The following is a 19,696-nucleotide window of genomic DNA, read 5'->3' as shown; positions in this document are numbered from 1 at the left end:
CACCACACCAGCCCCACCCAGCCACGCCGGAATCAACCTACCCGAAACAACCAAACAACCAGCCCAGTGACTCCACACAGCTTGACAACCTGCGCAACTGGACAAAAACTCCGGTCCCGTTGACCGGGTGCCCGCACCGTGTAATCTTTATAGAACGAACGGTCGGTAATTTATTCAGCTTCCGGCCCAGCTTCTGCGAAAAGGATGTTCTCATGGTCGAGGCTTTTCTGGTCGGCGGTGCCCGCACCCCGGTAGGACGATACGGCGGAGCGCTCTCGGCGGTCCGGCCCGATGATCTGGCGGCGCTGGTGGTCCGCGAGGCCGTGGCCCGGGCTGGCGTGGATCCGGACGCGATCGACGAGGTCATCCTGGGCAACGCCAACGGCGCAGGCGAGGAGAACCGGAACGTGGCGCGCATGGCCACTATCCTCGCCGGCCTTCCTCTGCACATCCCGGGCATCACCGTGAACCGGCTCTGCTCGTCCGGCCTGAGCGCCATCATCATGGCCAGCCAGATGATCAAGTCCGGGGCTGCGGACATCGTGGTGGCCGGCGGCGTCGAGTCCATGAGCCGCGCGCCCTGGGTCCAGGAGAAGCCACAGACCGCCTTCGCGAAGCCCGGCGACATCTTCGACACCTCCATCGGCTGGCGGTTCGTGAACCCGCTGTTCACGAAGGGCGAGCTGTCGCGGGACGGCAAAATGACGTTCTCCATGCCGGAAACCGCCGAGGAAGTGGGCCGCGTGGACAATATTTCCCGCGAGGACGCCGACGCCTTCGCCGTCCGTTCCCACGACAGGGCACTCGCGGCCATCGAGGCGGGCCGCTTCAAGGACGAAATCGTCCCGGTGACGGTCAAGACCCGCAAGGCCGAGACCGTGGTGGACACCGATGAGGGTCCGCGCGCGGGCACCTCCATGGACGTGCTGGCCGGCCTCCGCCCCGTGGTTCCGGGCGGCTCGGTGGTCACGGCCGGCAACTCGTCCTCCCTCAACGACGGCGCCTCCGCCGTCATCGTGGCCTCCGAAGCCGCAGTCCAGCGGCTGGGCCTCACGCCCCGCGCACGCATCATCGACGGCGCGTCCGCCGGCTGTGAGCCGGAAATCATGGGCATCGGTCCGGTTCCGGCAACCCAGAAGGTGCTCAAACGGAGCGGGCTCAGCGTCGGTGACCTTGGCGCCGTCGAACTTAATGAAGCTTTCGCCACCCAGTCCCTTGCCAGCGTGCGGCGCCTTGGGCTGGACCCCGGCATTGTGAACAACGACGGCGGCGCGATCGCTTTGGGACACCCGCTGGGTTCCAGCGGCTCCAGGATCGCCATCACCCTGCTGGGCCGGATGGAGCGCGAAGACGCGCGGATCGGCCTGGCCACCATGTGCATCGGCGTGGGCCAGGGCACGGCCATGCTGCTGGAGCGCGTCTAGTGCCGGGCCATGACAGCGCGAACGGCCAGGACAGCGCGAACGGCCCGGACAGCGCGAACGGACACTTGAGCACGCACGAGTTCAGCACCCTCCTGGTCGAAGAGCGCGATGACCGGGTGGTGGTGCTCCTCAACCGCCCGGACGTCCGCAACGCGATCGACCAGCAGATGGTGGACGAGCTCCATGCGGTGTGCGCCGCGCTGGAAAAGGACCCCAAGGTCCTCATCATCGCCGGCACCGGCGGCGTTTTTGCGTCGGGCGCAGACATCGCGCAGTTGCGGGAGCGGCGCCGCGACGACGCGCTGCAGGGCATCAACTCCACCATCTTTGTGCGGATCGCCAAACTGCCCATGCCGGTGATCGCCGCGCTGGACGGCTACTGCCTGGGCGGCGGAGCCGAACTGGCCTACGCTGCCGACTTCCGGATCGGCACCCCCGCGGTGCGGATCGGCAACCCGGAAACAGGCCTCGGCATCCTGGCCGCTGCCGGTGCCAGCTGGCGGTTGAAGGAACTCGTGGGGGAGCCGGTGGCCAAGGAAATCCTGCTGGCCGGCCGGGTGCTGAAGGCTGACGAGGCCCTGGCCGTCAACCTGGTCACCGAGCTCCACGAGCCGGCCGAGCTCATGGACGCGGCCCACCGGCTGGCTGACCGCATCGCCCGGCAGGACCCGCTGGCCGTCCGGATCACCAAATCTGTGTTCCACGCCCCGGCGGAGGCGCACCCGCTGATCGACCAGCTGGCCCAGGGAATCCTGTTCGAGTCGCAGGCCAAGTTCGACCGGATGCAGGCCTTCCTGGACAAGAAGAACTCAGCCAAAAAGAACACCACAGACGGGACCAAATCATGACCGCCATTCCCCAGCACGTCGGAGTCCTCGGCGGCGGCCGGATGGGCGCAGGAATCGCCCACGCCTTCCTCATCAAAGGCGCCACCGTCGTGGTGGTGGAGCGCGACGGCGATGCTGCCGCCGGCGCCCGCACCCGGGTCGCCGATGCCGTCGCCAAGTCCGCTTCCCGCGGCGCCCTGGAGGGAACCCCGGAGGATGTTCTGGCGAGGTTCAGCACGTCCACCGACTATTCGGCATTCGCCGGCTGCGGCCTGGTGGTGGAGGCCGTCCCGGAGGACTTCGGGCTGAAGGTCAGCGCCCTGAAAGCCGTGGAAGAACAGCTGGCGCCCGGGGCGTTCCTGGCCTCGAACACGTCGTCGCTCTCGGTGACCGATCTCGCCGCCCAGCTGCAGCGGCCTGCCAGCTTCGTGGGGCTGCACTTTTTCAATCCCGTGCCGGCCTCCACCCTGATCGAGGTGGTGGTGGCCAAGGAGACGTCATCCGAGCTGGCGGCCGCAGCGAAAGGCTGGACGGAAGCACTGGGCAAGACCGCCGTCGTCGTCAATGATGCCCCGGGATTCGCGTCCTCCCGGCTGGGCGTGGCGATTGCGCTGGAGGCGATGCGCATGGTGGAGGAGGGCGTGGCCTCCGCGGAAGACATCGACGCCGCCATGGTGCTGGGCTACAAGCACCCCACCGGCCCGCTGAAGACCACTGACATCGTTGGCCTGGACGTCCGCCTGGGCATCGCCGAATACCTGCACTCGACGCTGGGGGAACGCTTCGCGCCGCCGCAGATCCTCAGGGACAAGGTGGCCCGCGGCGAACTGGGGCGCAAGACCGGCAAGGGGTTCTTCGACTGGGCGGAGTGACCCGCGGAATAACCCAAGGGCGCCTAAAACAGGCCGCCTACAACGATCATGTAGCCGACGAAGAACAGCAGGCACAGCAGTACGACGATGCCGAGAGCCACCAGCACGGCCACCTGCGTTCCGCGTGGCGGTCCGCCCTCGTCGTGCCCTTGCGGACCGCCGGTGGAGCCTTCAGCGGGAGGTGTTTCCCCGGGCGGCACTCCGCCGCCCGGCTCCAGCCCGGTGAGGTGGTCTTCCAGGGGATCGGGGTTTTGGCTGCTCACGGAGTCCTCCTTTGCCGATGTGTGGACTGCTGCAGTTTTGCGGCAGGCCTACAGGGATTCGAGTTTCTGCCGGAGCCCGTTCAGGGCCGGGTCGCGGAGCTTCATGAACTGCGGCGTGAGGAACGGCTGCAGCAGCTTGTAGGGCCAGTTGATGCTGAACTGGGCCGTGTACAGCACCTCGGATCCGGAAGTGAGTGACCGCACGTCGATCGAGTCGAAGGCCACGAGATTCCGGTGTTCTCCCCGGAGCTTGATGTGGTTGTCGAACAGTTCGATGACCTCGTACTCGATGGGCTGGCGCTTGTCCCGGAACAGCGCCTCGGCATGGTATCGATGGCCGACGGCGACGGGTCCCTCGGTCAGCTTCTCCATGACCGCCGTGCCCGGGTCCCACTCGCTGGTGTGTTCGAACGCGGAGAGGTAGGCGAACGCAGTCCGCGCCGGCAGGGACGAAGCGACAGTGCCCGAGACTGTGATCATGACACCAGCCTAGTCACGCGCGCCGCCTGGCACACCGGGTTGGTCAGTCCCGCGCCGCCCCCAGTGAGGGCCGCGCCGCCCCCAGTGCGGGCCGCGCCGACGGGGTCCGGGCGGGCCGCCCCGGACCGTGCGGGAACTACCCGATCGCCGCCCGGATGGAGGCGGCGTAGCCCTTGGCGTAGCCGTCGGCCGTGGGGTGGAAGATATCGGCGGACGACGTGCCGCAGGTGGAAGAGGCGGTGCAGAGCGGCGGCAGCCCCACGATCCACGGCTGCGCCGATCCGACCCCGTGCCCGGCAAACGCGCCCGACACGTCCACATAGCTAACCTTCGATCGACCGCCGTCGGCTGTGTGGGCGGCGTTGGCGATGACCGCGTTCAGTTGCTGCGTCAGCCCGTTCACCGGGCCGGCGGCCGGGCCAGCGCCGGGCTCGAACAGCAACGGGTACCCGGTCACGTAGATGTCAGCCCGCGGTGCCTTTGCCTTGACGTCGTTCAGCATGGCCAGAAGATCCTGGAAGAACGGGCTTGCCGCCGGATTGTTCAGGGCGGTCTGGAGGACGGCCGCCCGCTGGGACAGGGCGGCGGTGCATGCCGGACCGGAGTCCTGAGAACAGATCACCAGGGCCCCAATGGAGTCCAGGTCGTTGCCTCCGGCGGTGATGGTCACCAGGTCCACCTTCTTACTCAGCGAGGGAATCTGGTCCGCCCGCACGGTGCTTGTTGTGGCGCCGCTGCAGGCCTCATTCCCGGTCAGGCTGATCTTGCGCGCCGCGTCCAGCAGCGCCGGATAGCTGTGGCCGCTCCGCAGGCAGGCGTCCGCGTACGGTCCGGCGCCTTGGCCTGCGGCATAGGAATCGCCCAGGGCGACGTAGGTATCGAACCGGTCCGCGGATGCCGGCGCGGCGGTCAGGCCGGCCAGGACAAATGCCGCGATGACCCCGGTGAGGCGGGCGAATCGCCGTGGCAAAGACTGTTTGGCTGTCATCTGAATCCCCATATTCGCTCAGGCCGTGGAGCGGCGCCCCCGTTGTCCAAGAGTACGCCCGCCGTCAACGCCCCGGCCCGGCAATCAGGCGTCCGGCAGCCCGCCATCTGCCGCAACTTGGACCGGACCCCGTGCGGCCGCCGGGGCAGGTGTGGTTAGCTGGCTCCGTGAACGCGAGGGGACAAATCGGCTGGGACGGGGCGGTGAACGCCTGGCTTGTGGCTGGCTCCGTCTACCGGATGGGGCGGCGGGAATGGCTCACGGAGGCGGGGTGGAAGGAGGCCTACCGCGACGGCATCCGCACGATCATCGACCTCCGCAACCCCGGCGAACGGCAGCGCCGGCCCAGCGATCCGGAGGTGGGCGAGGCGCTCGCCGCGTTCGACGTGGTCCTTGCCCCCACCGAGGACCCGGAAAATCCTGAGTTCAAGGCCCTGTGCGATCCCTACCTGAACGATCCCGCGCACTATGCCGCCAATGCCCGGCTCTTTCCGGACAGGCTGGCCGCCGTGTTCAAGGCCGTGGCCGCAGCGCCGGGCGGCGTCGTGATCCACTGCTCGGCCGGCCGGGACCGCAGCGGCATGATCGCGGCCATGCTCCAGGACCTGGCCGGCGCCGGCGATGCCGAGATCGTGGCCAGCTACCAGGCCGCCATGCGCAGCATCAACGAGCGCCACCGGACCATGTGGCCGCCGCATCCGCATGAACGCTACCTCGACGAGGAGACCCTGGCCCCGCTTCTGGAAAACCGGGGCGCCCGGGTCCTGGACTTCGTGCGCGAGCTCAACACGCGCGAGTTCCTGCTGCGGAGCGGCGTCACGGAGCCGGAACTGGAAGCAGTGCTCGCGGCCCTCGGCGCCAGGGTTGCCCTGTGACTTCTCCCGTATACGGCACCGCACTCCGGCGCGCACTTGCCCTCGCGGTGGCGGTGGCGCTGGGCGCCCCGCTTACCTCAGTGCCCGCTCACGCCGCCCTGGAAAGCACGACGACGGCGGTGGCCAGCGGCGCGGACACCTCGCCGGCGGTGCCGTCCCCGGCTGCGACCCCGTCAGACCCGGCTGCGTCGGGAGTTTCCGGTGAGGGTCTTGCCGAAGCCGTTCAGCGGGACCTGGGCATGACCCTGGCGGAATTCAACGCCGCAGGGGAGCGGGGGAAACGTGCGGCCGCGGCTGCGAAAACCGCTTTGCCGGATACCGCGGCCGCGAAAACCGCTTTGCCGAACACCGCTGCCCGGGAAACGACTGCCCCGGACCCAGCTGCCGGGAACACCGCGACGGGGCAAACCGGGAAGGACCTCCGGGCCGCCAGCGTCCGGCAGCTCTACCAGGCGTACCTCCGCGAGGTCGGACCGGCGGGGCTCCAGGCCGTCGCCGAGGCGGATGGCAAGTTCATCATCCGCACGGGCGGGGTCAACGAGCCGCAGTCGGAGCCGCCGCCCGCAACAGAGGCGAACGGCACAGTAGCGAACGGCACAATGGCGAGCGGCACAGTGGCGAACCACACCCCGGCGGACGGTGCCGAATCCACGGCCAGCCAGGCTCCGGCGTCGGCGGACCGGGCCAGCGGCGGGCGACTATCGCCGTCGGAATTCGTGCAGCAGTATGCCAACGTAGTCCTCGAGTCCGGCGAACCGCTGGCCCCGGAGGAGGACTTCTTCGGCGGGCAGGGGTACCGGATCGACGGCGGGGTGGTCTGTTCCGCGGGCTTCAGCGCCTTCAGCCCCGATGGCAAGCCTTTGGTCCTCACCGCCGGCCACTGTGCCGACGACGGCGCCGCGCGGCTCGCAGAGGTGACCCTTCCGGCCGGGGACCCAGCCGGAGGATTCGCGGCCGAAAATGCGGTCACCGGAGAACTCGGGACATTCGGTTTCAGCCAGTTCGGCGGTCCGGGGAACTCGAGGGTCACTGATCCGGAGAATCCCGGCAGGCCGGGCAACGACATCGCGGTCATCGAGTCCATCCGGCCGGACCTCGACCCGCTCCCGGCCGCCACCACGTGGGAGGACGCTGCCCGCCTCGGAACCGGCTCCGTGAAGATCGTGGGCATGGCGCCGCCGTTTGTGGGGCAGGCCGTTTGCCGTTCCGGGCGGGCCGCGGGATGGTCATGCGGCACCGTGGACGAGGTGGGGATCTACATTGTGGGCGGAGGCTCGGGGGACCCCGCCGACGTGAGATCCTTCAGCGGATTCCTTTCCACGTCCGTGCAATCCAGCGGCGGTGATTCCGGCGGGCCGTGGATCAGCGGAAACTACGCCGTAGGCACGCACTCCGCGGGAAACTCCAGCGACTCCGCAGAGAACTTCGCCGTGGCGGCCACGCTCCAGGATTCGATGGGCGTCCTCCCGGGCGTCCAGCTGAGGCTGTTCCTGAACAAGCCGGTCCTGGCCGGGTCCCTGCCGGCAGGGCCGATCGCCCCGGGTCAGCGGATCACCGGCCGGCTGGCCACGGCCCCGGCCACCGATGTGCCGGCGGGAACACAGGTCCGGGTCACCTTCCCGGGCAGCGACCCGTTCGACGTGGACGTCGACGCCGCGGGCAATTGGGCCTTCAGCGCGCCCGGCCCCGCTCCGGAGTTCACCGCGCAGACGGTGAACGGCTTCAGCCGCTCCGGGCTGAGCACGTTCCGCACTGCGCCGGAGCCTGCGGCACAGACCCCGGCGCCGAAGCCGACAGCGCCAGAGGCGACTGCACCACCGGTTGCGTCCCCACCGGCGGCGGCCGCACAGGGCCCCGAACCGGCAGTGCTAGTGCCTGCGCCCCAGCCGACGGTTGTGGCCGTGCTACCTGCCGGCGGCACGACTGACCCTGGCCCGGACACCGCCGCAGCGGCCCCCGCACTGCTCGCGGACACGGGGGTGTCAGGCCTGACGCTCGCCGCAGCTATCGCAGGCGCGGCGCTGGTATTGGGTGGCCTGCTGCTGGCAGTGGTGCGGCGGCGCGGCAAGCGTTAGCCGATGGTGGCGGCTTCGTCCAGGGTGTGCGGCTCGAAGTGTTCCACAATGTCGCGGACCGACGCGAGGCCCTCGGTGTAAGTCGCCGATGAGCGCCAGTGTTCGATCTGCTCAAGGGACGCCCACGGCCCGGTACTGATGAACCGGTTGGGCACGTCGCGGTCACGCATCAGCAGGCCTCGCCCACCCGGAAACTCCTTGTGCGTTCGATCGGCCATGTCCTTCCAGGCCTTCACAAAGTCATCCTCGTGGCCCGGTCTGATGAGCCAAATTCCCAACGTGTAAACCTGCACGTTGCATCACCTCCATTGGCGAAGTGCGGATACCTGATTATCTTCCGGCGCCGCGGCCCGCGGAAGACGCAAACAGAAGTGCCGGCGTCGACGGCGGTTCCCACGGCCGTGTGCGGCGGCTGCCGGGCCAGCGGGGCCGGCTTAGCCCCCGCTAACAGTTGGACGGCTTGTATTCATAAGCGCCGGCGTCGGCCTGTCCGGATCCCGAGCATTGGCCGTTTTGCGGAACGGAAGCCTGGTCCAGGTCCACCCCGGAGGGGCTGCTGCCCGCACGGTCTATCGCCGGGCTGCCGCTGGTGAGGTGGAGGTCTTCGGGGGGATTGACGAACTCTGCGGGAGCCGTCGTCGAGCTGTTGTCCAGAGGGACGTTGCTGGGGCCGTTGACCACGTTGGCCTGCTCCGTCCAGCCGGACCCGTCCATCCACAGCGCGTCCCGCACGGCCACGAGGATGTTGGCGCGGATGACCGTCGAGGAGGGGCAGTGTGCATGGCAGACAACACCGCGCGAATGGCTGCCGTTCAGCCACACCGTGTTGAACTCGAAAATGGTGCCGTTCGTGGGGCCGAACTTTGTGTCCGGGCCGCGGATGATCAGGCCGGCGGCTTCCGCGCATTCGGCGCCGCACGAGGAACGGATGAGGTTGTAGCGGAAAACGTTGCCGTCGGCCGCCCCCTCGGAGCGCCCGATCTCGGAGAACACGTTGTTGTTGATGGCCTTGTTGTGATGGATGTTGTTGCGGCTGCCGTTGTAGATCTCGAAGGCGCTTCCGTCCCGGCTGAAGTCGTAGGAGGACGCTGTGGAACCGGTGACGGTGTTGCCGGAAAACTCGTTGTCATTGCCGTTGATGAGAACGCCGAACGCGCCGGAATCGTCGGTGCAGTTGGCCGCCTTCGGAGTGCCGCATTGGTCTCCGGGCGTGTTGACGTTCATGACGTTGTTGTCCGTCAGGACATTGTTCGAGTAGTTTCCGAAGTCGGAGCCCGTGCCGACTTTGATTCCTGCGGTGTTGTCGGAGGCCTCGGAATTCTTCACCACCACGTGGTCGCCGTAGACGTTGAAGCCCGCGTACCCGCAGTTTGTGGCCCGCAGCCCGTCCACCTCGATGTAGCTGCCGTTCAGCCGGAAGCAGTTTCCGCCTTCCCCGCTGGTTATGGTGGGCAGGTTCCCCTTCCCGTAGCCGTTCAGTCTGATGGCCGACGCCGGTGTTCCGCTCTCGTCCAAGGCGACATTCCCGATCCACTCGTCACCCCTGCGGAAACTGAGGGTATCGCCGGGGTTGAAGGCCGTGTCGTTGATTTTCTGCAGCGACTGCCACGGCGAATCCGGGGACGTCCCGGAGTTGGTGTCGCTTCCCACTGCACTCACGTAGTAGTGGGTGGACGGCGCCGTAGGGTTCGTCGTCGAGACGCAGCCCACCAGCAGGACCGGCAGGAGGACAGCCGCCAGTGCGGCGGCGACAGTCTTTCTGGTGGTACGTGAGCTCATGATTGCACCTGCCGGGAGGCGGACAATAGGGCCCGGCCCAGCAGGGCCGCTCCCTCTGGTCCGGAGCGGCCAGAGTATAAAGCGCCCGGCGCAATGTCAACGGAATGGGGCGTGCTTCCCGGGCGGGCTTCCGGGCCTGCTCCCAGGGCGGGCGGTGGCACCCGGGAGGGGCCGTCGTCGTCCACCCGGACCGCAGCCTCCTACGCGTGCGGCGCGGGGCGTACGCGGACCGGGGCCAACAGGCTGATGAGCAGGATGGCGGTGACCGACCCCGCGGCCATGATCGAGGCCAGCACCACGATCTGGAACCGGCCCGCCTCCAGCGGTGAGAGCCCGCCGAAGATCGCCCCGACGAAGGCTCCAGGCAGCGTGACCAGGCCTGTCGTCTTGGTCTGGTCCACGGTCGGAATGAGGGCGGAATATACGGCGCCGCGCGCCATCTCGCGGGTGGCCTGCCGGGGAGAGGCACCCAGGGCGAGCCAGCCCTCCACCTGGTCCCAGCGGTCGATCACCGCCTCGTTGAACCTGCGGCCCGCGAGCCCGGCAATCGCCATGGAATTGCCGACGACGATCCCGCCGATCGCCAGCGCGTAGCGGGAGGTGAACTCGATGGCGCCGGTGCCGAACACGATGACCAGCGCCGCGACGATGCCGGCGGCCATCGAGCCGGCCACGACAGCAAGGCGGCGCCAGGACCAGGCGAGGCGCCGTGCGGCGGTAACGGCGGCGACGGTGAACATGACGCCCAGCGCCACGGCCACCCATTCGGCGCTGGCGATCACGGCACCGAGGATCAGGCTGACGGCGGCGAGCTGCGCCGCGCCGCGGAGGATGGCGATGGCCGGCGCGAAGGCGTGCGGAACGCGGAAAGAGCGGAGTACGGCGGCCGTCAGCGCCATCAGGAGGCCCACGGCGATCAGGGTGGGGGTCAGGCTGCCAAGCTGGGTCACCAGATCAGCCTAGCCGGGTCCAGCCGGGGCCAGCTGGCAGCCAAAGCCGTGGGGACGCTGCTGGCGAGCGTCAGGCCCTCGGAGCAAGCAGCAGGTTGGTGATTCTCAGGGTGCACAGGCGCTGACCCGCCTCGTTGGTGATCAGAACCTCGTGCGTGGTCAGGGTGCCGCCGAGGTGGATGGGGGTGGCCGTGATGGTGATGAGTCCGGTCCGGGCGGACCGGTGATGGGTGGCGGAGACGTCCACGCCGACGGCGGTCTTACCCAGCGTGCTGGCGTGGATCACCGCCGCCCACGATCCCACGGCCTCGCCCACGGCCAGCGAAGCGCCGCCGTGCAGGAGGCCGAACGACTGCCGGTTCCCCTCCACCGGCATGGTCGCCACGACGCGCTCGACCGACTCCTCCACGATCTTCACGCCCATCTTTTCGTCGAGCTCGCCGAGGGTGATCTTCCACAGCTCCCCGGGCGTCGGCCGTGCAGGTGCTTCTGCGGTCAGTCTGGTGTCGCGGGTTTCGGGCGTCACGTGCTCTCCTCGGTTTTGGTGTTCGATCGCGTCGGTTCCCCCGTGGCCGGTGGGAAGTTGCCACTAGTGTGCAGCGGGGCACATTCATGTACTGTAGACATATTACCGAACGGACGGTCAGTAATGTTCTGGCCGGATCAGATTTGTCCCCCGTTGGAAGGACCCGTCAACGATGACCACCACCGCCACTGCCCCCGAAGCCACCCTGGACACCGTGGAAACCGTCCCCAGTTTCGTGCAGGATTCCTGGTGGACTCCCGACGCCGGCTCGGCGGCTTCCGCTGTTCCCGTCCGGGATGCCAGTACGGGGGAGATCCTGGCCAAGGTGAGCACCGACGGCCTGGACCTGGCCGCCGTCGTGGATTACGGCCGGACCACCGGCCAAACGGAACTCGGCAAGCTGACCTTCCACCAGCGTGCCCTCAAGCTCAAAGAGCTGGCGCAGTACCTGAACGCGCGCCGCGAGCACTTCTACGCGTTCTCCGCCCAGACCGGCGCCACCAAGATCGACTCGATGATCGACATCGACGGCGGCATCGGCGTGCTGTTCACCTTCGGCTCCAAGGGCCGGCGCGAGCTTCCCAACTCGCAGGTTGTGGTGGACGGGCCCATGGAGGTGCTGTCCAAGGACGGCTCGTTCGCCGGCGAGCACATCTACACCCGCATCCCGGGCGTCGCCGTGCAGATCAACGCCTTCAACTTCCCGGTCTGGGGCATGCTGGAAAAGCTCGCCCCCGCATTTATCGCCGGCGTGCCCACCATCGTCAAGCCCGCCACCCCCACGGGCTACGTTGCGGCCGCCGTGGTGAAGGCCATGATCGAATCCAACATCCTGCCCAAGGGCTCGCTGCAGCTGATTTCGGGCTCTGTCCGCGGGCTGCTGGACGTGCTCGACTACCGCGACCTCGTGGCCTTCACGGGTTCGGCGTCCACCGCACAGTCGCTGAAGTCGCACCCGAACGTGGTGCTTGGCGGCGTGCGGTTCACCTCCGAGACCGACTCGCTCAACGCCGCCATCCTGGGCCCGGACGCCGTGGAAGGCACGCCGGAGTTCGACGCCTTCATCAAGTCCGTGGTCACCGAGATAACGGTCAAGGCCGGGCAGAAGTGCACCGCGATCCGCCGCGCCATCGTGCCGCAGGACCTGGTGCCCGCCGTCGTTGCCGCCATCGGCGCCCGGGTGGAGCAGCGCGTGGTGCTCGGCGATCCGCGCGCTGAGGGCGTCACCATGGGCGCGCTCGCCTCCCTTGAGCAGCTCGCCGACGTCCGGGCAGCGGTGCAGTCCATGCTCGACGCCGGCGGCGAGCTGGCGTACGGAACGCTCGATTCGCCGTCGGTCACCAGCGCGGACGGCGCCACCGGCGTCGTCGAAGGCGGCGCCTTCATGTCCCCGGTGGTGCTTAGCTGGGCCGACGCGGAGGCGGAGCCGGTGCATTCGCTGGAGGCGTTCGGCCCGGTGTCGTCCGTGATCGGGTACAAGGACATTCCCGACGCCGTCCGGCTCGCCGCCCGCGGCGGCGGCTCCCTGGTCGCCTCGGTTTGCACCAACGATCCGTCCGTGGCGCAGGAACTGGTGACGGGCATCGCAGCCCACCATGGCCGCGTGCTCATGCTGAACCGCGAGGACGCACGTTCGTCGACAGGCCATGGTTCGCCCGTCCCGCACCTGGTGCACGGCGGCCCGGGACGTGCCGGCGGCGGTGAGGAGCTGGGTGGCATCCGCTCGGTGATGCACCACATGCAGCGCACGGCCATCCAGGGCTCGCCGAACATGCTCACCGCAGTGACCGGGATCTGGCACACCGGCGCCGACCGCAACTTCACGGTGGAAACCGAGGGCACGCACCCGTTCCGCAAGTCGCTGGAGACGCTCCGCATCGGTGACGCCGTCCGCTCCGGCCTTCGGCAGGTGGCCCTCGAGGACATCTCGGCCTTCGCCAGTTCGACCGGCGACACCTTCTACGCCCACACCAACCAGGAGGCCGCGGAGGCCAACCCGTTCTTCCCCGGCATCGTGGCGCACGGCTACCTGCTGCTGAGCTGGGCCGCGGGGCTGTTCGTGGAGCCTGCGCCGGGCCCGGTCCTGGCCAACTACGGCCTGGAGAACCTGCGCTTCATCACCCCTGTGGCTGCGGGCGACTCCATCCGGGTGACCCTGACCGCCAAGAAGATCACCCCGCGCGAGACCGACGAGTACGGCGAGGTGGCCTGGGACGCCGTCCTGACCAACCAGAACGACGAAATCGTGGCCACCTACGACGTCCTCACCCTGGTGGAAAAGTAACCCGATCCTGACCGTCATTTGGGACGCTCCCTCACATCCTGTCGGGTTTTTCCGGACGCGTCCTCACATCCTGCCGGGTTTTTCGGGACGCGTCCTCAGGTCTTGCCGGGTTTCCTGTAACGCGTCCTCACATCCTGTCGGGTTTTTCGGGACGCGTCCTCAGGTCCTGTCGGGTTTTTCGGGACGCGTCCTCAGGTCCTGTCGGGTTTTTCGGGACGCGTCCGCAATGGTGGCCGGCATGGTGGAATTTCCCCTGATCTTTCGGGGATTTCCGGGCGTAAAATGACCCCCGTAGGAGGTGGCGAAATGACCCTAGCACTAAGAACAGCCACAACCATCCTGCCTGTCGATGATCCGGACCGCGCCCGTGGATTCTACGCGGAAACGTTGGGCCTCCCACATCGTGGCAAGGCTGAGGATGGAAGCGATTTATTCGGCAACGCTGACGGCCCCATGCTGCAGTTGATGCCCGTCAGAGACGGAAAGCATTCCGATCACACCACATTGAGTTTCGAAGTCACTGACATTGAACGGACCGTCCAGGACATGGAGTCCAGGGGCGTTCGGTTCCAGGACTACGACCTCCCGGAATTGAAGACTGACCACCACATCTGTACAACCGACGCCGAGAAATGCGCCTGGTTCATGGACACCGAAAACAACATCCTCTGCGTTCACGAGAGGCTCGGAACACAGGCTGAGTACCAGCTCTGATCCGCCCTGCCGTCGCAGGCCCCCAAACCCTTCCTCACCTAGCTGAGGGAGGGTTTGGTTTTGGGCCGCGAAAGGTGAGGGAGGGTTGGGGAAAGGCGGCGAAAGGTGAGGAAGGGTTGGGGGAAAACGCGGCGAAAGGTGAGGGAGGGTTTGGTTTTGGGCGGCGAAAGGTGAGGGAGGGTTGGGGGAAAGGCGGCGAAAGGTGAGGGAGCGTTCAGGACCAGGGGGTGATCGGATGCTCCTGCGGCTCGCCGTCCACATACACGTCGGCGCGCTCGTTGAAGAAGCAGACCAGCCCGTGGATTTGCCGCGCGTCGATGAACCGCGAGTCGTAGGCCCAGGCGATGTTCCTGCCCTTGGATGACTCCGGGTAGCTCCAGTACCTGGCCTCGCCCTTGTAAGGGCAGACGGTCCGGTGCGGGCTGGCCTCGAGAAGGTCCAGCCGGACGTCCTGGGCCGGGATGTAGTACCGCACGGGAAGCATCGTTTCGTACAGCAGCTGGGCCCCTACAGTGCCGGCGAGCGTCACGCCGTCGAGCTTCACTTCGATGTGCCGCAGGGTGGCGCGGATGTCCACGCGGTGGAACGGGTCCCGCGGGTGGCCGATGATCTCCTCGTGGTCCTCAAGCCAGTGGAAGGCGCCGAAATCAAGGATGACGTACCCTTCCAGGTCCGGATCGGTGAGCCGGAAGGCTGCCCGGGGAACATGGAACGCGGATGCCACGACGTCGAGCTCCTCGCCGTCCGCCGTATGCCGCCGGAACCCGGTCCGCGGGTCCAGCGCCTGCGGTGCATCGGCCGACAGCCGGACGGGAAACTCGTCAGGGCCGCCGTCCCCCTCGGCCGCGGGCGGCTCGAGCCGCGCCAGCAAATCCTTCTCGGGAACGGCGTACACCGGGGTGACGCGTTTCGGTTCCCACACCAGCAGGGCTTCCTGGGTGTCGACGACGGGGCTTCCGTCGATGCCCGCGCGGATCCTCTTGGAGGTGGGCTGGTACCGGAGATCGGGGAATACGCCGAACAGAAGATCCGACAGTTTCGTGGCCATGCATTCAGGGTGGGCATCCGGACGCCCGGCGTCAACGCCTAATTGTTGATGGCCGGGGCCCGGCTCAGGGCTTGGCGTGCAGGCCGTCGAAGGCCATGGTGATGACGTCGTCGGCCAGCTTTTCCGGCGAGAGCGACCCGCCCGGCTTGTACCACTCAACGATCGAGTTGATGGTTCCGAACAGGAGCCGGGTGACGGTGCGGGGGTCGATGTCCTGGCGCAGCGATCCCTCGTCGCGGGCGGCGGAGATCAGCCCTGCCACCTTGTGGTCGAAGGCGCGGCGGCGTTCCATGGCGTTGCGCTCGATGTCCGTGTTGCCGCGCAGCCGCAGCAGCAGCGTGACGAAGGGCAGCCGCTCCACCAGCACGGCGATGGTCTGGCGCAGCACGAACTCCAGCCGCGCGTCCGCAGCCCCCGAGGTGGCCCCCGGCTGGTCCAGGATGGCCTCCAGGCCACCGAGCGCGTGGTCCAGGGCGAGCTTCAACAGGTCGCCCTTGGACGGCACATGATGGTAGATCGCCGACTTGGAGATGCCCAGGTTTTCGGCGAGGATGCCCATGGATGTGGCATCGTAACCGTGGCGGTTGAAGACATCGACGGCGATCAGCAGCACAGACTGCTGGTCGTAGCCCGGACGGCCGCGTTTGGTGGGGGCTGCTGTGCTGGCTTCTGTACTAGGCATACCGGCTATTTTCTCATGAACGTTCGGTCATCGAAGCAAACTGCTGCCGGCGGACCGCCAATTTGGAGGGTCTCCGCCCCACGGGCACCAGTTTTTCGCAGGGTCCGCACCCATAGTTGGTTCTCATTGGGGAATCGCCGCGGAACAGCTGACGCCACAGGACAAGGAGGTCCTCGTGGTCATGATTTGGTCTCGAAACCGCACATAGGGGTTGACGACCGGGGCCGGCAAAGGCGCTTGTGCCCCCAACGCCAGGAGGCCAGACCATGCCTGAAGAATCTGCAAACACCAGCGGCCTCGGACGCCGCACGCTACTGCGTTTGAGTGCTGCCGGAGGTGCCGGAGCGGCACTGGCAGCCGCACAAACCTGGGCCGCTCCACTGCTTGCCCAGCGGGGACTACTCTCGCCCGACGGCGCTTTCGGCGCCACGTCGACAGCGCTGAGTGACAACTTGTTCTACATAGAGAAGTACCCCACGAGCCCGCTGATCATCTCGCCGTTCAGCGACCCGCTGCCGATCCCCAAGGCGCTGGCTCCGGTGCCGAAATCGGTGTTCAGCGCCTGGCGGAATCCGCCGGGACCCGGCCCAGGACAGCAGAACTCGCTGCGCAACGAGCAGCACCAGGTCTGGCCGAGCCAATTCGGCGAGCCGGACCCGATCGTCTACAAGATCGACGTCCTGCTGCGGCAGCACGCGTTCACCACGTCGCAGGTTCTGCCGATCGACGGGGACGGCGAGCCCACGGTCTCCTTCGATGCGAATCGCAGGAAATATCCCGCGGGCACCAAACGAACGCTCCCGCTCAGCACGATCTACGGCTTCAACGGGACCTTCCCCGGGCCCATGATCAACGCCGAGTACCGCAGGCCGGTGCTGGTGCGGTTCGAAAACCACCTCGACGAGAACCCGCTGAACCTGGACCGGCAGGACTTCGGCTCCCCGGACTTGTCCTTCCTGACCCACCTGCACAACGGCCACACGGCGCCCGAGAGTGACGGCAACCCGCACTACTCGATGGTGGCCGGGCCCAGGCACCCGGGCTTCAGGCCGGGGATGTTCGTCGACAACCTGTACCTGAACCGGCCTGCCGGCAACGACGAGCGCGAGAAGCAGAGCTTCTTCTGGTTCCACGACCACACGATGGACCACACCGGCTCGAACGTCTACAAGGGCATGGTGGGCCTGTACCCGATCTACGACACCACTAACGGCATGGACATGGGCGATGAGACCCGGGGACTGCGGCTGCCGGGCGTCCGCACCAACAACGCCAACGGATCCTTCGACGTCAAATACGACATCCCGCTGGCCTTCTACGACTGCCGCCTGGATGACGGCGTCACCATCCACAAGGACATCCACGACGTGCAGGGCGAGTTTCCCAACGCGAAGAACCCGGCCGAGCACCCGGAATGGTGGGGCAAGACCTTCTACAAGCACTTCCCCAACCACGGCTTCGTCGGCGACATCTTCACGGTCAACGGCACCGCCTCCCCGGTGCTGGAGGTGAAGCGCCGCAAGTACCGCTTCCGGTTCCTGGACGCCTCGGTCTCAAGGATCTACGAGTTCAAGCTGATGAGTTCCGCGAAGGGTCCCAAGTCGTCGGCATCGCTCGGATATCAGGGCGATGAGCTGGAGGGGCAGTACCGTATCGAGGACGGCCAGCAGTGCATGCAGTTCACCCAGATCGCGGCCGACGGCGGGCTGCTGCCGCTCCCGCTCAAGCGCGATTCCTTTGAGCTGTGGCCGGCCAAGCGACGCGAGGTGGTGGTCGACTTTACGCGGTACCAGGACGGAACGCCGACCACCAAGGGCGACGTCGTCTACCTCACCAACGTGATGAAGATGCCCAACGGCAGGATGTGGTCCAACTCGTCCCGGTTCTCGCCCGACCCGAAGTACAAGGTCCCGGTGCTCAAGTTCGTGATCGGCGATACCGCGCCGGACAACAGCCAGGTCCCCCCGAAGCTGCGCGATCTTCCGCCGCTGCCCAGCAACTGGCAGAGCATGCTGGACAACCGCATGATCTTCGAAGTCAAACGCGGCAGCGCGGGCGGGGAAACAGAATGGCTCATCAACGGCAAGCCCTTCGACCCGAACAACGTGCTTGCCAGCCTGAAAAACCGGGCGGGCCGCACACCGCTTGCCCAGCAAAAGAAGGGGAGCTTCAACCTCTGGGAGCTCAAAAACGGGGGCGGCGGCTGGGTGCACCCGTTCCACCTGCACATGGAGGAGCACCGGACCGTCATGCGCAATGGCAGGGACGTGAGCCGGGCGGTGGATCCGGGACATCCCGATGACGCCTCGAGGGAAGACCTGGCAGCGCTCGATCCCGGCGAGTCCGTGATCATCTACCGGGGATTCCGGGACTTCGTGGGCCCGTACGTCGCGCACTGCCACAACCTGGCGCACGAGGACCATGCCATGATGTTCGGCTGGTCGATCACGCCGTGACAGCCCCTTGAAACCCTCGGGCCGGGTCCGCCGCGCAGGCGGGCCCGGCCCCGGTCAAGCGCAGGTGCCGGGGCAGTGCTGGGCTTACCCCTTCGGGCGCAGGTCGTAGATCCGGCGCAGCTTGCCGCTGGAACGCTCGAGCGCCCCGGGCTCCACCACATCCACCGTGCACGAAGAACCCACGTGGATCTTGATCTGCTCGCGCAGGGTGCGGGCCGCCGTCGTGCTGTCCTGGGCGGTGACGGATTCACGGCGCTCGATCTTCACCGTCAGCTGGTCCATGCGCTGGCCCTCGGGCCGGGTGAGCACCAGCTGGAAGTGCGGGCTGAGCTCGGGGATGCGCAGCGCGATTTCCTCGATCTGGGAGGGGAAAAGGTTCACGCCGCGGAGGATGATCATGTCGTCGCTGCGGCCGGTGATGCGGCCCATCCGCCGGTGTGCCGGGCGGGCGGTGCCGGGGAGCAGCCGGGTGAGGTCCTTGGTGCGGTAGCGGATGATCGGCAGGGCTTCCTTGGTGAGCGAGGTGAACACCAGCTCGCCGTGTTCGCCGTCGCCCAGCACGTTTTCCTTGCCCGGGGCGGGGTTGAACGGGTCGATGATTTCCGGCCGGAAGTGGTCCTCCCAGATGTGGCTGCCGTCCTGGGTCTCCACGCATTCGCCGGCGACGCCGGGGCCCATGACCTCGGAGAGTCCGTAGATGTCGCAGGCCTTGATGTTCATGGTGACTTCGAGCTCGTGGCGCATTTCCTGCGTCCACGGCTCGGCGCCGAGCACCGCGTACTTCAGCGACGTGGACGTCGGGTCGATTCCCATGTGGGCCATGGCATCGGCGATGGTCAGCAGGTACGTGGGCGTCGCCAGGATGACGTCCGGCTCGAAGTCCTGGATCAGCTGGATCTGGCGCTCGGTCTGGCCGCCGGACATCGGGATCACGGTGCAGCCCAGGGCTTCGGCGCCGGCGTGGGCGCCCAGCCCGCCGGTGAACAGCCCGTAGCCGTACGCGTTGTGGACCTTCATGCCCGGGCGGACGCCGGAGGCCCGGAGGCAGCGGGCCACCAGTTTGGCCCAGTCGGCCAGGTCCTGCTTGGTATATCCGACGACGGTGGGCCGGCCCGTGGTCCCCGAGCTGGCGTGCACGCGGGCCACCTCGCTCTGCGGGACTGCGAACATCCCGAACGGGTACTCCTGCCGGAGGTCCTCCTTGGTGGTGAAGGGGAAGTTGCCGAGGTCGGTGAGCTCGCGCAGGTCCGAGGGGTGGATACCGGCGTCGTCAAACTTGCGCTTGTACAGCGGTACGCGGTCGTAGGCATAGGCCACGGTGTGCTGGAGCCGGCCGAGCTGGAGCGCCTCGAGTTCGTCCCGGGACATGGTCTCCTCAGGGTCGAGCACGGCGTCGGTGGGCGTGGCTACTGCGGGCGCGGCGACAGCGGGTTCAGGGGCGTGGAGGGTCATG

Annotated in this window: 18 protein-coding genes; 8 read left to right on the top strand and 10 right to left on the bottom strand. The window is 67.4% G+C overall.

All coding sequences use genetic code 11. The features are described 5' to 3' along the window. Positions 1-212: 212 nt before the first annotated feature. From ACFRAU_RS24040 to ACFRAU_RS24030, 3 genes are all read left to right on the top strand, one after another. Positions 213-1,424: a thiolase family protein gene (locus ACFRAU_RS24040; RefSeq protein ID WP_378001763.1), complete on the top strand. Its 1,212-nt coding sequence runs from the start codon at positions 213-215 to the stop codon at positions 1,422-1,424. 65 nt (positions 1,425-1,489) lie between these two features. Next, a complete protein-coding gene (locus ACFRAU_RS24035; protein ID WP_378001766.1) occupies positions 1,490-2,272 on the top strand; it encodes an enoyl-CoA hydratase/isomerase family protein in 783 nt (260 codons plus the stop codon). Further along, entirely contained in the window at positions 2,269-3,123 is an 855-nt protein-coding gene (locus tag ACFRAU_RS24030) for a 3-hydroxyacyl-CoA dehydrogenase family protein (RefSeq protein WP_378001762.1), read from the top strand. Before ACFRAU_RS24035 ends, ACFRAU_RS24030 begins: the two co-directional genes overlap by 4 nt. A 23-nt stretch (positions 3,124-3,146) precedes the next feature. Here ACFRAU_RS24030 and ACFRAU_RS24025 read toward each other — a convergent pair whose 3' ends face one another. The 3 genes from ACFRAU_RS24025 to ACFRAU_RS24015 all read right to left on the bottom strand — a co-directional run bounded on the left by ACFRAU_RS24025 (position 3,147) and on the right by ACFRAU_RS24015 (position 4,854). Then, a complete protein-coding gene (locus tag ACFRAU_RS24025; protein WP_377996858.1) occupies positions 3,147-3,386 on the bottom strand; it encodes a DUF6480 family protein in 240 nt (79 codons plus the stop codon). Positions 3,387-3,434: 48 nt separating this feature from the next. Next, on the bottom strand, positions 3,435-3,866 hold the full coding sequence (locus tag ACFRAU_RS24020; RefSeq protein ID WP_378001761.1) for an SRPBCC family protein: 432 nt from the start codon (positions 3,864-3,866) through the stop codon (positions 3,435-3,437). A gap of 136 nt (positions 3,867-4,002) precedes the next feature. Beyond that, on the bottom strand, positions 4,003-4,854 hold the full coding sequence (locus ACFRAU_RS24015) for an SGNH/GDSL hydrolase family protein (protein ID WP_378001760.1): 852 nt from the start codon (positions 4,852-4,854) through the stop codon (positions 4,003-4,005). A 167-nt stretch (positions 4,855-5,021) separates the two neighbouring features. On the opposite strand from ACFRAU_RS24015, the gene ACFRAU_RS24010 reads away from it, so the two are divergent. Together ACFRAU_RS24010 and ACFRAU_RS24005 are read left to right on the top strand one after the other, a co-directional pair. Further along, positions 5,022-5,729, top strand: coding sequence for a tyrosine-protein phosphatase (locus ACFRAU_RS24010; protein WP_378001759.1), 708 nt, complete (start codon positions 5,022-5,024; stop codon positions 5,727-5,729). After that, a complete protein-coding gene (locus tag ACFRAU_RS24005) occupies positions 5,726-7,804 on the top strand; it encodes a S1 family peptidase (RefSeq protein ID WP_378001758.1) in 2,079 nt (692 codons plus the stop codon). Before ACFRAU_RS24010 ends, ACFRAU_RS24005 begins: the two co-directional genes overlap by 4 nt. Here ACFRAU_RS24005 and ACFRAU_RS24000 read toward each other — a convergent pair. The 4 genes from ACFRAU_RS24000 to ACFRAU_RS23985 all read right to left on the bottom strand — a co-directional run bounded on the left by ACFRAU_RS24000 (position 7,801) and on the right by ACFRAU_RS23985 (position 10,957). After that, positions 7,801-8,097 carry an antibiotic biosynthesis monooxygenase family protein gene (locus tag ACFRAU_RS24000; RefSeq protein WP_377996863.1) on the bottom strand — a complete coding sequence of 99 codons (297 nt, stop codon included), beginning with the start codon at positions 8,095-8,097 and terminating at the stop codon, positions 7,801-7,803. The genes ACFRAU_RS24005 and ACFRAU_RS24000 overlap by 4 nt on opposite strands. 151 nt (positions 8,098-8,248) lie before the next feature. After that, entirely contained in the window at positions 8,249-9,583 is a 1,335-nt protein-coding gene (locus ACFRAU_RS23995; protein WP_378001757.1) for a choice-of-anchor Q domain-containing protein, read from the bottom strand. A 200-nt stretch (positions 9,584-9,783) separates the two neighbouring features. Then, positions 9,784-10,533 (bottom strand): ABC transporter permease, encoded by a 750-nt coding sequence (locus ACFRAU_RS23990; protein WP_378001756.1) that lies wholly within the window; start codon positions 10,531-10,533, stop codon positions 9,784-9,786. 70 nt (positions 10,534-10,603) lie between these two features. Further along, a complete protein-coding gene (locus ACFRAU_RS23985) occupies positions 10,604-10,957 on the bottom strand; it encodes a PaaI family thioesterase (protein ID WP_377996885.1) in 354 nt (117 codons plus the stop codon). 274 nt (positions 10,958-11,231) lie between these two features. On the opposite strand from ACFRAU_RS23985, the gene paaZ reads away from it, so the two are divergent. Both paaZ and ACFRAU_RS23975 read left to right on the top strand, forming a co-directional pair. Next, complete coding sequence (gene paaZ, locus ACFRAU_RS23980) at positions 11,232-13,343, top strand: phenylacetic acid degradation bifunctional protein PaaZ (protein WP_378001755.1); 2,112 nt, start codon at positions 11,232-11,234, stop codon at positions 13,341-13,343. 306 nt (positions 13,344-13,649) lie between these two features. Next, on the top strand, positions 13,650-14,057 hold the full coding sequence (locus ACFRAU_RS23975; protein WP_377996867.1) for a VOC family protein: 408 nt from the start codon (positions 13,650-13,652) through the stop codon (positions 14,055-14,057). Between the two features lie 214 nt (positions 14,058-14,271). Here the strand turns inward: ACFRAU_RS23975 and ACFRAU_RS23970 are convergent, their stop codons facing one another. Next, positions 14,272-15,105 (bottom strand): DUF427 domain-containing protein, encoded by an 834-nt coding sequence (locus ACFRAU_RS23970; protein ID WP_377996868.1) that lies wholly within the window; start codon positions 15,103-15,105, stop codon positions 14,272-14,274. 64 nt (positions 15,106-15,169) lie between these two features. After that, entirely contained in the window at positions 15,170-15,787 is a 618-nt protein-coding gene (locus tag ACFRAU_RS23965; RefSeq protein WP_378001754.1) for a TetR/AcrR family transcriptional regulator, read from the bottom strand. Positions 15,788-16,053: 266 nt separating this feature from the next. Between ACFRAU_RS23965 and ACFRAU_RS23960 the strand changes: the two genes are divergently transcribed. Beyond that, positions 16,054-18,243, top strand: coding sequence for a multicopper oxidase family protein (locus ACFRAU_RS23960; protein WP_378001753.1), 2,190 nt, complete (start codon positions 16,054-16,056; stop codon positions 18,241-18,243). Positions 18,244-18,327: 84 nt separating this feature from the next. Here the strand turns inward: ACFRAU_RS23960 and paaK are convergent, their stop codons facing one another. Next, a complete protein-coding gene (gene paaK / locus ACFRAU_RS23955) occupies positions 18,328-19,695 on the bottom strand; it encodes a phenylacetate--CoA ligase PaaK (RefSeq protein ID WP_378001752.1) in 1,368 nt (455 codons plus the stop codon). Between the last annotated feature and the right edge of the window lies 1 nt (position 19,696).

It is taken from the genome of Arthrobacter sp. NPDC056691, from assembly GCF_042791415.1.
In the GTDB taxonomy this organism is placed as follows: Bacteria; Actinomycetota; Actinomycetes; order Actinomycetales; family Micrococcaceae; genus Arthrobacter.
This window is presented reverse-complemented; position numbering and strand designations above follow the sequence as displayed.